This is a genomic window from Thomasclavelia spiroformis DSM 1552 (assembly GCF_025149465.1).
Taxonomy (GTDB): domain Bacteria; phylum Bacillota_I; class Bacilli_A; order Erysipelotrichales; family Coprobacillaceae; genus Thomasclavelia; species Thomasclavelia spiroformis.
In genome coordinates this window covers 2,408,813-2,421,856 of sequence record NZ_CP102275.1, presented here as the reverse complement: position 1 = coordinate 2,421,856, position 13,044 = coordinate 2,408,813, and the positions used below count along the sequence as shown (strand labels likewise).

At 32.4% G+C, this 13,044-nt stretch carries 13 protein-coding genes and 1 other annotated feature; of the genes, 12 read left to right on the top strand and 1 reads right to left on the bottom strand.

Annotation, left to right across the window (positions count from 1 at the left end; genetic code table 11):
* From ilvB to NQ543_RS11590, 3 genes are all read left to right on the top strand, one after another.
* Positions 1 to 1,680 (top strand): biosynthetic-type acetolactate synthase large subunit, encoded by a 1,680-nt coding sequence (gene ilvB / locus NQ543_RS11600; protein WP_004610962.1) that lies wholly within the window; start codon positions 1 to 3, stop codon positions 1,678 to 1,680.
* Between the two features lie 96 nt (positions 1,681 to 1,776).
* Positions 1,777 to 1,908, top strand: a complete 132-nt coding sequence (locus NQ543_RS11595; protein WP_004610963.1) for an LPXTG cell wall anchor domain-containing protein — start codon at positions 1,777 to 1,779, stop codon at positions 1,906 to 1,908.
* A gap of 271 nt (positions 1,909 to 2,179) precedes the next feature.
* A complete protein-coding gene (locus tag NQ543_RS11590) occupies positions 2,180 to 3,034 on the top strand; it encodes a YitT family protein (RefSeq protein WP_004610964.1) in 855 nt (284 codons plus the stop codon).
* 54 nt (positions 3,035 to 3,088) lie between these two features.
* Here NQ543_RS11590 and NQ543_RS11585 read toward each other — a convergent pair whose 3' ends face one another.
* Positions 3,089 to 3,400 carry a rhodanese-like domain-containing protein gene (locus tag NQ543_RS11585; protein ID WP_004610965.1) on the bottom strand — a complete coding sequence of 104 codons (312 nt, stop codon included), beginning with the start codon at positions 3,398 to 3,400 and terminating at the stop codon, positions 3,089 to 3,091.
* Positions 3,401 to 3,484: 84 nt separating this feature from the next.
* Here NQ543_RS11585 and NQ543_RS11580 point away from each other — a divergent pair, with 84 nt between their 5' ends.
* From NQ543_RS11580 to rpoB, 9 genes are all read left to right on the top strand, one after another.
* Positions 3,485 to 4,669 (top strand): phosphoglycerate kinase, encoded by a 1,185-nt coding sequence (locus tag NQ543_RS11580; RefSeq protein WP_004610966.1) that lies wholly within the window; start codon positions 3,485 to 3,487, stop codon positions 4,667 to 4,669.
* A gap of 15 nt (positions 4,670 to 4,684) precedes the next feature.
* Positions 4,685 to 5,428 (top strand): triose-phosphate isomerase, encoded by a 744-nt coding sequence (gene tpiA / locus NQ543_RS11575; protein WP_004610967.1) that lies wholly within the window; start codon positions 4,685 to 4,687, stop codon positions 5,426 to 5,428.
* 156 nt (positions 5,429 to 5,584) lie between these two features.
* Positions 5,585 to 5,968 carry a desulfoferrodoxin family protein gene (locus tag NQ543_RS11570; RefSeq protein WP_004610968.1) on the top strand — a complete coding sequence of 128 codons (384 nt, stop codon included), beginning with the start codon at positions 5,585 to 5,587 and terminating at the stop codon, positions 5,966 to 5,968.
* A 231-nt stretch (positions 5,969 to 6,199) separates the two neighbouring features.
* On the top strand, positions 6,200 to 6,613 hold the full coding sequence (gene rplK / locus NQ543_RS11565; RefSeq protein ID WP_004610969.1) for a 50S ribosomal protein L11: 414 nt from the start codon (positions 6,200 to 6,202) through the stop codon (positions 6,611 to 6,613).
* Between the two features lie 67 nt (positions 6,614 to 6,680).
* A complete protein-coding gene (rplA, locus tag NQ543_RS11560; RefSeq protein WP_004610970.1) occupies positions 6,681 to 7,367 on the top strand; it encodes a 50S ribosomal protein L1 in 687 nt (228 codons plus the stop codon).
* 12 nt (positions 7,368 to 7,379) lie between these two features.
* Positions 7,380 to 7,504, top strand: a sequence feature (ribosomal protein L10 leader region).
* A gap of 35 nt (positions 7,505 to 7,539) precedes the next feature.
* The gene (gene rplJ / locus NQ543_RS11555) at positions 7,540 to 8,115 is read left to right on the top strand and encodes a 50S ribosomal protein L10 (protein ID WP_004610971.1); all 576 of its coding nucleotides are present in this window, start codon (positions 7,540 to 7,542) and stop codon (positions 8,113 to 8,115) included.
* Between the two features lie 31 nt (positions 8,116 to 8,146).
* Positions 8,147 to 8,518, top strand: a complete 372-nt coding sequence (gene rplL / locus NQ543_RS11550; RefSeq protein ID WP_004610972.1) for a 50S ribosomal protein L7/L12 — start codon at positions 8,147 to 8,149, stop codon at positions 8,516 to 8,518.
* Positions 8,519 to 8,569: 51 nt separating this feature from the next.
* Positions 8,570 to 9,163, top strand: coding sequence for a class I SAM-dependent methyltransferase (locus tag NQ543_RS11545; RefSeq protein WP_004610973.1), 594 nt, complete (start codon positions 8,570 to 8,572; stop codon positions 9,161 to 9,163).
* A 200-nt stretch (positions 9,164 to 9,363) separates the two neighbouring features.
* Positions 9,364 to 13,038 (top strand): DNA-directed RNA polymerase subunit beta, encoded by a 3,675-nt coding sequence (rpoB, locus tag NQ543_RS11540; protein WP_004610974.1) that lies wholly within the window; start codon positions 9,364 to 9,366, stop codon positions 13,036 to 13,038.
* Positions 13,039 to 13,044 lie beyond the last annotated feature (6 nt).

Genomic DNA, 13,044 nt, shown 5'->3' with positions numbered 1-13,044 from the left:
ATGAAGTTAACAGGTTCAGAAATTGTTGCTGAGTGTTTGATTGAACAAGGTGTAGATACCGTATTTGGATACCCAGGGGGAACAATTTTAAATATTTATGATGCATTGTATAAGTATCAAGATAAGATTCACCATATTTTAACTTCTCATGAACAAGGAGCAGCACATGCAGCTGATGGCTATGCAAGATCGACTGGTAAAGTTGGTGTGTGTATGGCAACATCAGGACCTGGAGCTACAAATTTAGTTACTGGAATAGCAACTGCATATATGGATTCAACACCATTAGTTGCGATTACAGCTAACGTTGCAGTATCTTTGCTTGGAAGAGACAGTTTTCAAGAAATTGACATTACAGGGGTAACAATGCCAATTACAAAACATAATTTTATTGTTAAAGATATTAAGGAGTTAGCGTCGACAATTCGTAAAGCTTTTCAAATTGCTAAAGAAGGTCGTCCTGGTCCGGTTTTAGTTGATATCACTAAGGATGTAACAGCTGATACGTTTGATTTTGAACCAATGGTACCAGAAGTTATTATGCCAAGAAAATATACTTATGGTACGCAGGATATTAATGAAGCAATTGAATTAATTGAAGCTAGTGAAAAACCATTTATTTTTGTTGGTGGTGGTGCAATAGCAAGTAATGCATCAAATGAATTAAAGGAATTTGCTGAAAAAATCGATGCACCTATTGCTGATTCTTTAATGGGAAAAGGAGCTTATGATAATACTCGTCCTCGTTATACTGGGATGTTAGGAATGCATGGAACTAAGGCATCAAATTTAGGGGTAAGTAAGTGTGATTTGTTAATTGTTATTGGAGCGCGTTTTTCTGATCGTGTTACAGGTGATACTAAACGTTTTGCAAAAAATGCTAAAATTATTCATATTGATGTTGATGCTGCTGAAATTAATAAAAATGTGATTGTTGATTTGGGAATTGTTGGAGATGCTAAATGTATTTTAGCGGATTTAAATGCTAAACTTTCAAGACAAAATCATCCACAATGGTTAAAAGAAATTCGTGATTTAAAAGAAAGATATCCATTAGAATATGAAGATGAAGGATTAACTGGTCCTTATATTATGGAACAAATTGATTATTTAACAAATGGTGAAGCTATTATTTGTACAGATGTAGGACAACATCAAATGTGGGCTGCTCAATATTTCCGTTATAAACGACCACGTCAATTTATTTCATCAGGTGGTGCTGGGACAATGGGATTTGGTCTTGGTGCGGCTATGGGTACGAAATTAGGTAATCCTACAAAGACAGTTTTTAATATTGCGGGTGATGGTTGCTTTAGAATGAATATGAATGAGTTAGCAACTTTAAGTCGATATAATATCCCAGTGATTCAAGTTATTATTAATAATCAGGTTTTAGGGATGGTTCGTCAATGGCAAACATTATTTTATGGTAAACGTTATTCTAATACTATTTTATCTGATAATGTTGACTTTTGTAAGGTGGCAGAAGGACTAGGATGTAAAGCAATAAAGGTTACTACTAAAGAAGAAGTTTCTGCTGCTATTAAGGAAGCAATGGAATATGAAGGACCAGTTGTAATTGAATGTGTAATTGATAAGGATGATAAGGTATTTCCTATGGTTGCACCTGGCACAGCAATAGCTGAGGTATTTGATGCTGAGGATTTGAAAAATAAATAATTAACAGGAGCTATTGATATGATAGCTCTTTTTTATTATATTATTATTTGTGTTTATAGCAAATTAGCGATAAAATAAAAAAAAGGGGTGATTTTGATGAATAGTGTACTTACAAGTGCTGTACTTACAGGTGATAGTACAAATATGACACCATATATAGTTTTAATGGTGGTAGCAATAGTAGTTATTGTAGGTTTTGTTGTTTATAAAAAGAAGAAAAATAAATAATTGAAAAAAAGATTTTATTTATTAAATAAAGTCTTTTTTAAGCTATGAATTTTTACAATAAAGTAGTTATGGATTTTGTTATTTAGGAAGTTAACTGATTGAAAGATTTATAGGGGATTAAAGTATATTTTAAAAATGAAAAGAAAGTTCAATATTATATGGACATGATTAAATATTTATAGTATTAGATATAAGGTATAGATCTATTTTAAAGGATAATAATGAATTTATATTTTACTATACTATATATGGGAAAAAGAGGACTCATTAAATGGATTTGTTTAAAAAAAGAAACATAATTAGTTTTTTGGCGGTTTTATTATCATCTTTGATAATGGCTTTTGCAACTAAAAATCTAGTTAGACCAGCAGGTATTTTATCTGGTGGGTTTATGGGAATTGCTATTATGGCAGAAATGATTGCGGAATTATTTGCCGCTAGTTTACCGACATCAATTGGATTGTTATGTTTAAATATTCCAGTGGCTCTATTTTGTGCTAAGAAGATTTCGTCACGATTTGTGTTTTTTTCATTGATGCAAGTTGTTTTAACGTCTTTCTTTTTAACGTTGATGCCACGAATTCCTTTATTTGATGATACAATTTTGAATGTGATTTTTGGTGGATTTTTATATGGTGGAAGTATTGCGATTGCTTTAAAAGGAAATGCTTCTAGTGGTGGAACGGATTTTATTGCTTTATATATTTCTAATAAAAGTGGTCGTGAGATTTGGAATCAAGTTTTTGTATTTAATTCAATTATGTTGATGATATTTGGCTGTATTTTTGGCTTTGAAGCAGCTGGATATTCGATTTTATTCCAATTCATTTCTACTAAGACAGTTTCTAATTTTCATACTCGTTATAAACGCGTAATGTTACAAATATTTACGAAACGTAAAGATGAAATTATGGCAGTTTATTGTAAGAATTTTCATCATGGTATGACGGTTTTAGATGGTATTGGTGGATATTCTAAAGAGCCTGTATCAATGTTAACTGCAATTGTTTCTAGTTATGAAGTAGATGATGTAATAATGGCACTAAAAAAAGCTGATCCAAAAGTTATTATTAATGTAACAAAATCTGAAAAGTATGTTGGAAGGTTTTATAATGCACCATTATAAAATTATATAAAAAATATCCATGATGAAGTGGATATTTTTTGTGTAGTGAATTTGTTAATAAAATTGATTATTTATAGGGTGTTCAATTGCATAGAAACCGCCGGAAAAACTGTATGCTTGATAGCCTAGTGAGGAAAGTTTTTTAGCAAGTGATAATGATTTTGTTCCTGTATAGCAAATTAGATAAATTGGTTTGCTTTTTGAAAGTTTTGGTGGATTGTTGATGAATTGATCGTATGGGATATTGATGAATTTAGTAATATGAAGTTTGTTGAATTGGGATGTGTCTCTTAAGTCGATAAATGTATAATCGTGATGGATTAACTTAGATAAGTTACTAATAGGGATTAAATGATTATTTTCCATGTATTTCACCTCATTATATTGTATGAAACTAATTGAAAACAATGTATAACAGTGATATAATTCAGCCATGGAGGAATAATTAATATGGATAAAAAAACAATTAAAGATATCGAAGTCACTGGAAAAGTAGTTTTATGCCGTGTTGACTTCAATGTACCAAGAAACAAAGAAACTGGAGAAATTACTAATGATAATCGTGTTGTAGCAGCTTTACCTACAATCAATTATTTATTAGAACAATCACCAAAATGTGTAGTTTTATTCTCACATTTAGGAAAAGTTAAAACTGAAGAAGATAAAGCTAAAAATGATTTAGCAGTTGTTGCTCCTTGTTTAGAAAAACATTTAGGAAAACCTGTTACTTTTGTAAATGCTACAAGAGGACCAGTTTTAGAAGATGCAATTAAAAATGCAGCTGAAGGGGCAGTAATTTTAGTTCAAAATACTCGTTATGAAGCTGGAGAATCAAAAAATGATCCTGAACTTGGAAAATATTGGGCTTCATTAGGAGATGTATTTGTTGAAGATGCATTTGGTTCAGTACATAGAGCACATGCTTCAACTGCTGGAATTCCTGCACATTTACCAAGTGCTGCTGGATTTTTAGTTGAAAAAGAAATCGCATATATTGGAAAAGCTGTAAACGATCCTGAAAGACCAATGGTTGCAATTTTAGGTGGAGCAAAAGTTTCTGATAAAATTTTAGTTATCGAAAACTTATTAAAAATTGCTGATAAAGTTATCGTTGGTGGTGGAATGAGTTATACATTTGCAGCTGCTCAAGGACATAAAATTGGAAATTCTTTAGTAGAAGAAGATCGTATTCAAGTAGCTAAAGATATTCTTGCAAAAGCAGGAGATAAATTATTATTACCAGTAGATGCTGTAGCTAATACTGCATTTGCACCAGAAGGTGATATTAAAGTATTTGAAGGAGATATTCCTGATGGATACATGGGATTAGACATTGGGCCTAAATCAGTTGAAAATATTAAAGCTGCATTACAAGGTGCTAAAACAGTTATTTGGAATGGACCAATGGGTGTATTCGAAATGGAACCATTTGCTAAAGGAACAATTGAAGTTTGTGAAGCTTTAGCTAATTTAGATGGTGCTAATACAATTATCGGTGGTGGAGATAGTGCTGCTGCTGTAATGCAACTTGGATATGCTGATAAAGTTTCTCATATTTCAACAGGTGGAGGAGCTTCATTAGAATATATGGAAGGTAAAGTACTTCCTGGTATTGCTGCAATTGATGATAAATAATAAGGGGAAATAATAATGAGAAAACCAATTATCGTAGGAAACTGGAAAATGAATAAGACAATAGCTGATACTAAAGCATTTGTTGAAGCGGTTGATGGAAAAGTTACTGATAGTGCTGATTGGGGAATTGCTACTCCATATTTAGCTTTACAAACAGCAAAAGCAGAAGCTAAAAATTTATTAGTTGCTGCTGAAAATTGCCATTTTAAAGATAGTGGTGCTTACACTGGTGAAGTTAGTGTAGAAATGTTAAAAGAAATCGGAGTTGAATGGGTTATCTTAGGTCACTCTGAAAGAAGACAATATTTTGGTGAAACTGATGAAACAGTTAATGCTAAAATGCTTCAAGTATTAAAAAATGATATGACTCCAATCGTATGTGTTGGTGAAACTTTAGAAGAATATGAAGCAGGAACTACAAAAGATGTAGTTAAAAAACAAACTGTAGCTGCTTTTAAAGATGTTTGTCCAAAATGCGCAGCTCGTAGTGTTATTGCTTATGAACCAGTTTGGGCTATTGGAACTGGTAAAACTGCTACTAATGAAATTGCTCAAGATGTTTGTGCATATATTCGTAGTGTAGTTGCTGATTTATATGATCAAGAAGTTGCTGATTCAATTAGAATTCAATATGGTGGATCTGTAAAACCTGAGGGATTAAAAACATTACTAGAACAACCAGATATTGATGGTGCTTTAGTTGGTGGTGCATCACTTCAACCTGATTCATATATTGCAATGATTGAAAATTTAGGATAATCATGAAGAGAAGGTTTTAACCTTCTTTTTTGTTTAATTTATTTAAAGATGTTTATAATATAGTATAAAAATATAAAGCATATTAGTAACTATTATTATTTAGTTATGGTATGATAAAGATGCAAGGGATAAGTAAAAAATAAGGAGGTTTTCAAGATGAAATTATTAAAATGTCCAATTTGTGGGAATGTTGTTGAAGTCGTTGAAGATCATGGAGTGCCAGTAATGTGTTGTGGAAAACCAATGGTAGAAATTAAAGCTGGAGAAGTTGATGCGGCAGTGGAAAAACACGTACCAGTTGTTAAACTTGAAAGTGATTATCTTGTTGTAACAGTGGGAGAAGTTTTACACCCAATGACTGCAGAACATCTAATTAGCAATATTTGGGTTGAATTTAGTGATGGAAGTGCAATGAAAGTAACATTGACTGCAGAAGATGAACCAATTGCAAAATTTGATGTTGCTAATAAAAAAGGTAAAGCTACAGTTTATGAATATTGTAATCTTCATGGATTGTGGAAAACAGAAATTGATTTATAGACCTCCATATAAGCTGGAGGTTTTAATTTTGTTGAGATTTAAAAATAATAGAATGTTATGGGATTTTTTATCTTTGAAGACAGATAATGAAATAAAAAAATAAAAAAAGTATTGCATTTATCAAATAATTATGTATAATTCATAGTTGACGCGATATGTGTTACTATGCGTGGAAGGACAATGTCCATTTGACCACAGCACGGACAAATTTTATATAGGAGGTTATGTCACGTGAGTAAAAAAGTTGTAAGAGTTATGAAGATTCAATTCCCAGCTGGAGGAGCTAAACCAGGTCCTGCATTAGCTGGAGCGGGTATTCAAATGCCTAAATTCTGTACAGCATTTAATGATCAAACAAAAGATCGTATGGGTGAAACTGTACCTGTTGTCTTGACTGTATATGATGACAAAGATTTTAGCTTTGTATTAAAAACTGCACCAGCAGCTGAAATGATTAAAAAAGCTTGCGGAATCAAAAAAGGTTCTAGCAATGCTGGTACTACTACTGTTGCTAAATTATCAGCAGATAAATTAAAAGAAATCGCTGAATACAAAATGCCAGACTTAAACGCTAACGATTTAGAATCGGCAATGAAAATCATTGCTGGTACTGCTCGCAATATGGGCGTTGAAGTTGAAGCATAGTTAAAAATTAAAATATTATCGTCATTTGTGGAAGGATAATCCGTTTGACCACTAAGGAGGAAAAGTAATGGCAAAGAAAAGTAAAAGATATCAAGAAGCTGCTAAATTAATTGAAAAAGGAAAAGCTTATTCTATTGAAGAAGCAGTTGCGTTAGTAAAAGAAACTAGTAAAGTAAAATTTGATGCAGCAGTTGATGTTGCATTTAGATTAGGGGTAGATCCTCGTCAAGCAGATCAACAATTACGTGGGGCTTTAGTATTACCAAATGGAACAGGTAAAACAAAAAAAGTTTTAGTTGTTACTGAAGGACCAAAAGCACAAGAAGCTAAAGATGCTGGTGCTGATGTAGTTGGTGGTAAAGAAATTTTAGAAGACATCAAAAAAGGATGGTTAGATTTCGAAGTAATGATTGCTACTCCAGATATGATGGCTGAATTAGGTAAATTAGGACGTATTCTTGGACCAAAAGGATTAATGCCTAACCCTAAAACAGGAACTGTAACAATGGATGTTGCAAAAGCTGTTAAAGAAACAAAAGCTGGTAAAGTAACTTACCGTACAGATAAAGAAGGAAACGTTCAATTAACTATTGGTCGTGTATCTTTTGAAAATGATAAGTTAGTAGAAAACTTTAATGCTATTTATGATTTATTAGTAAAAATTAAACCTTCTACTTCTAAAGGGGTTTATATGAGAAATATTGCTATCTCATCAACAATGGGACCTAGTATTAAAGTATCAGCTGCTAAATAGTAGTTATATTAATTAGTCGCAATCAATATACCCAAGACAGTAACTGGGAAACCTTAATTTGTTACCGAGGTGTTAAAGAAATATATTGTATATATTGACTTTGACTCTCGTTTTACGAGAGTTTTAGTTTGAGTATATTGTTGCATATATAAAAATTACAGGAGGTGTGACAATGTCAGCAGAAGCAATTAAAGCAAAAAGCGCATTAGTCGAAGAAATCGCAACTAAGTTGAAAGATGCTCAATCTGCAGTGATCGTTGAATATCGCGGATTGTCTGTAGCTGAAGTTACAGAATTACGTAGAAATTTACGCGCTGAAGATGTTGAATTCAAAATTTATAAAAACACTTTAGTTCGTAGAGCAACTGAATCAACTGGTTATGAAGAACTTAATGCACAATTAACTGGACCAAATGCGATTGCGTTTGGACATAGTGATGCTGTAGCACCAGCTAGAGTACTAGCAAAATTTGCTAAAGATCATGAAGCTTTAGTGATTAAAGCAGGAATGGTTGAAGGTAAAGTTTTAGATGTTGAAGAAATTAAAGAAATTTCTAAATTACCTAACCGTGAAGGTATGTACTCTATGTTACTTGGTATGTTACAAGCACCAGTTAGTAAATTTGCACGTGTAGTAAAAGCTGTTGCAGAAGCTAAAGAAAATGGTAGTGAAGCAGTAGCTAAAGAAGATGCAGCACCTGTAGAAGAAGCTGCAAGCGAAGAAACAAAAGTAGAAACAGCTGAATAATCAGCTTAGATAAAATTGGAGGAGAATGAACATGGCAAAATTAACACATGAAGATATCTTAGCTTATTTAGAAGAAGCTACAATCTTAGAATTAAATGATTTAGTAAAAGCAATTGAAGAAAAATTTGATGTAACTGCTGCTGCACCTGTAGCTGTAGCTGCTGCTGGAGCTGAAGAAGCTGCTGGTGAACCAGCTAACGTTACTGTAACTTTAACTGCTCCTGGTGGAACTAAAGTTGCTGTAATCAAAGTTGTAAGAGAAATTACAGGATTAGGATTAGTTGATGCTAAAGGATTAGTTGACAAAGTACCATCTGTGATTAAAGAAAACATTCCTGCTGCTGAAGGAGCTGAAATTAAAGAAAAATTAGAAGCTGCTGGAGCAACTGTTGAAGTTAAATAATTATTTTAACTAATCAAGAGCCCGTTTGGGCTCTTTTATGTTGGAGGAAATATGAAGCATTATTATACAGAAAATGATGATTTAATAAGTGAACCAGAACAATTTATTTTTAATTATCGAGGTAAAACATTGACATTTGTTAGTGATAATGGTGTTTTTTCAAAAAAAATGATTGATTATGGATCAAGGGTTTTGTTGGAAACGATTAGTATAGATTCAAGTAAAAAAACTTTATTAGATGTAGGATGCGGATATGGGACTTTTGGAATTGCATTAAAAAGTGTATATCCTTTTTTAGAAATTGATATGATTGATATAAATGATCGAGCTTTAAATCTTGCTAGAGAAAATTTGAAATTAAATAATGTTAATGCAAATGTTTATCTAAGCAATACGTATGAAAAAGTTGAAAATAAATATGATTTAATTGTAACTAATCCACCTATTAGAGCGGGTAAAGAAATAGTTACTAAGATTTTAGTTGATTCAAAAAAATATTTAAATCTAAATGGTGAGATTTGGATTGTTATTCAAAAAAAACAAGGAGCACCATCTGCTAAGAAAAATTTAGAATCTGTATTTAAGAAAGTTGATATTGTAAAAAGGGATAAAGGTTATTATATATTGAGAGCGGTTAATCTATAATTTGGTTATATAAATTTGAATTATTGTGAAATAATCAGTGTTTTTGATGTCAATAGGTTTTTTAATATTTTTTTTAAAACTTATTGACTTTAAAAATACCTTGTGATAAAGTATTAAAATGCCTATTAATGTTTAAAATCAAGCGCATTGTACGATCTAAAACATGTTGATAGAGAAAAATAAAGGGGTGGAGTTAATACGTGGAGAACAAAATAACCAAAGCAAAGAGTAAAATTAATCGTCGTAATTATTCAAGAATAAGTGGATCTTTAGAACTTCCAAATTTAGTAGAAATTCAGACAAACTCATATAAATGGTTTAAAGAAGTAGGAATTAAAGAAGTTTTTGAAGATATCTACCCAATTACTAACTTTAATGAAACTTTATCGTTAGAATTTGTAGATTGTGTATTTGATGAAGCAAAACACTCAGTTGAAGAAAGTAAAGATCGTGATGCAAACTATGCAGCACCTATTAGAGCATCTTTACGTTTAGTGAATTCAACAACTGGTGAAATAAAGGAACAAGAAGTATTTATGGGAGATTTCCCATTAATGACAGATTCTGGGACTTTTATAATTAACGGTGCTGAGCGTGTTATTGTATCACAATTAGTTCGCTCACCTGGAGCATATTTTGCAGATGCACTAGATAAAAGTGGAAAAACTGTATTCAATGGTAGTATTATACCATCAAGAGGAACTTGGTTGGAATTTGAAAATGATGCCAAGGATGTTTTAAACGTGCGTATCGATCGTAATAGAAAGATGCCAGGTACAGTATTATTAAGAGCTTTAGGTTTATCAAGTAATGATGAGATCATTAAAGTTTTTGGTGAACATGAGTTTATTTTAAACACTTTAGCTAAAGATAATACAACAAACATGGAAGAAGCTTTAATTGAAATTTATAATAAATTAAGACCAGGAGAACCAGCAACTTTAGAGGGAGCAAATAACTTATTATTTGCGAAATTCTTTGATTGCAAACGTTATGATTTAGCAAAAGCTGGTAGATTTAAATTTAAGAAAAAATTAAGTCTTTTAGATCGTATCTCTGGACGTGTTTTAGCTGAAGACTTAATTGATATTGACGGAAATGTAATTTATCCTGAAGGAACATATATTACTCAAGAAGTTATTGATGTAATTAAGCCAGTGCTTGAAGCTGGGGCTCATACGCGTGAAATTAAAACTAACCCTAGATTAGAATCAAATGGTGTTATTCAAATTTTAGATGTGTATGTTGATGATACAAAAAGTAAAAAAATGCGTGTAATTGGTACTGATTTATCATTAGATAGTAAGTTTGTAACTATTTCTGATATGATTGCAGCATATTCTTATATGTTCAATCTTGTAGATATTTATAATTCTTTAGATTTAACAGCAGAAGATCGTGTTAATTTTATGTCACGTATTGGTTTGTTGGATGATATTGATCATTTAGGAAATAGACGTGTACGTTCTGTTGGTGAATTGATTCAAAATCAATTTAGAATTGGTTTATCAAGAATGGAAAGAGTTGTTAAGGAAAGAATGTCTTTATCGGAAGTGGATTCAATTACTCCACAATCATTAACTAACATTCGTCCATTAACAGCTGCAATTAAAGAGTTCTTTTCATCATCTCAATTGTCACAGTTTATGGATCAAATCAATCCTCTTGCGGAGTTAACTAATAAGCGTCGTTTATCTGCATTAGGACCTGGTGGTCTAAGTCGTGACCGTGCAGGTTATGAGGTACGTGATGTCCATGCATCTCACTATGGTAGAATTTGTCCGATTGAAACACCTGAAGGACCAAACATTGGCTTGATTACAACATTAGCTTCATATGCTAAAATTAATGAATATGGATTTATTGAAACACCATATCGTAAAGTGAATAATTGTATAATTGATGAAAATGATGTTCGTTATTTAACAGCTGATGAAGAAAAGAATTATATTATTGCTCAATCAAATGTAAAAACTGATGAAAATGGAACTATATTGGATGAACAAGTTATTGCTCGTCATTTGGGTGAAAATATCATGGCAAAACGTGAAGAAATTGATTTTATCGATATTTCGCCAAAACAAATTGTTTCTGTGGCTACTTCATGTATTCCGTTCCTTGAAAATGATGATGCTACTCGTGCGTTAATGGGAGCAAACATGCAACGTCAAGCAGTACCTTTATTAAATCCACACACTCCATTTGTAGGAACAGGAATGGAACATCAGGCTGCACGTGATTCTGGGGCTGCAGTTGTTGCAAGAGAAGATGGAATTGTAAAATATGTTGATGCTAAAAAGATTATTATTGAAGATAATGAGGGTGTTGAACATCGATATCGTTTAGCAAAATTTAAAATTTCAAATGCAGGTACATGTATTAATCAAAAACCAATTGTAAAAGATGGAGAAGCAGTATTAAAAGGACAAGTTATCGCTGATGGTCCAGCAATGGAACAAGGTGAGTTGGCATTAGGACAAAATGTTTTAGTTGGTTTCATGGAATGGAATGGATATAACTATGAAGATGCTGTAATTATGTCTGAAAGATTGGTTAAAGAAGATGTGTATACTTCAATTCATATTGATGAATATGCAATTGAATGCCGAGATACAAAACTTGGACCTGAAGAAATTACTCGTGATATCCCTAACGTTGGTGATGATGCTCGTAAAAATTTAAATAGTGATGGTATTATCATGATTGGTGCTGAGGTAAAAGAAGGAGATATTTTGGTTGGTAAGGTTACCCCAAAAGGTCAAGCAGAACTTTCAGCGGAAGAAAAATTGTTGTTGGCAATTTTTGGTGAAAAATCACGTGAAGTTAAGGATAATTCATTAAGAGTACCACATGGTGGGGCTGGAATTGTTCATGATATTAAAGTGTTTGAAAGAAAAAATGGTGATGAATTACAACCAGGTGTAAATAAAGTTGTAAAAGTATATATTGTGCAAAAAAGAAAAATCTCTGAAGGGGATAAAATGGCAGGTCGTCATGGTAATAAAGGGGTTATTTCTAAAATTTTACCAATTGAAGATATGCCACATTTGGAAGATGGAACACCTTTGGATATCATGTTGAATCCATTAGGGGTACCTTCTCGTATGAACATTGGACAAGTACTTGAATTGCATTTAGGATATGCAGCTCGTCAATTAGGTTTATACATTGCAACGCCAGCATTTGATGGTTTACATCCAAGTGATTTAGAAGATATTATGGCAGAGGCAGGAATGTCTAAAGATGGAAAACAACCAGTAATTTCTGGACGTACTGGAGAATATTTTGATAATAACATCTCTGTAGGAATTATGTATATGATCAAATTAGCGCACATGGTTGACGATAAGTTACATGCCCGTTCAGTTGGACCATATTCATTAGTAACTCAACAACCATTGGGTGGTAAAGCTCAAAATGGTGGACAAAGATTTGGAGAAATGGAAGTTTGGGCTCTTGAAGCATATGGGGCAGCATATACATTACGTGAAATTTTAACTGTTAAATCAGATGATGTAGTTGGACGTGTTAAGACATATGAAGCGATTGTTAAAGGACAGCCATTACCTGAACCAGGATTACCTGAATCATTTAGAGTATTAAAGAAAGAGTTACAAGCACTTGCATTGGATGTACGTTTGTTAGATGAAAATGATAATGAAGTTGATATGCGTAATATTGAAGAAGAGGAACATCGTTTCCCGCGTAGCATTGATAAAGATGAAGTAATTGAAACTCCAAAAACTGATGATGAAGTTTCCGAAGAAATTACTGAAGATGATTTAAATGTAGAAGAATGTGACGTATGTGAAGAAGATAACTTTGAGGACAATGACTTCGAAGACAATGATATTGAAGAAAGTGAATCATTATAGGAGGAA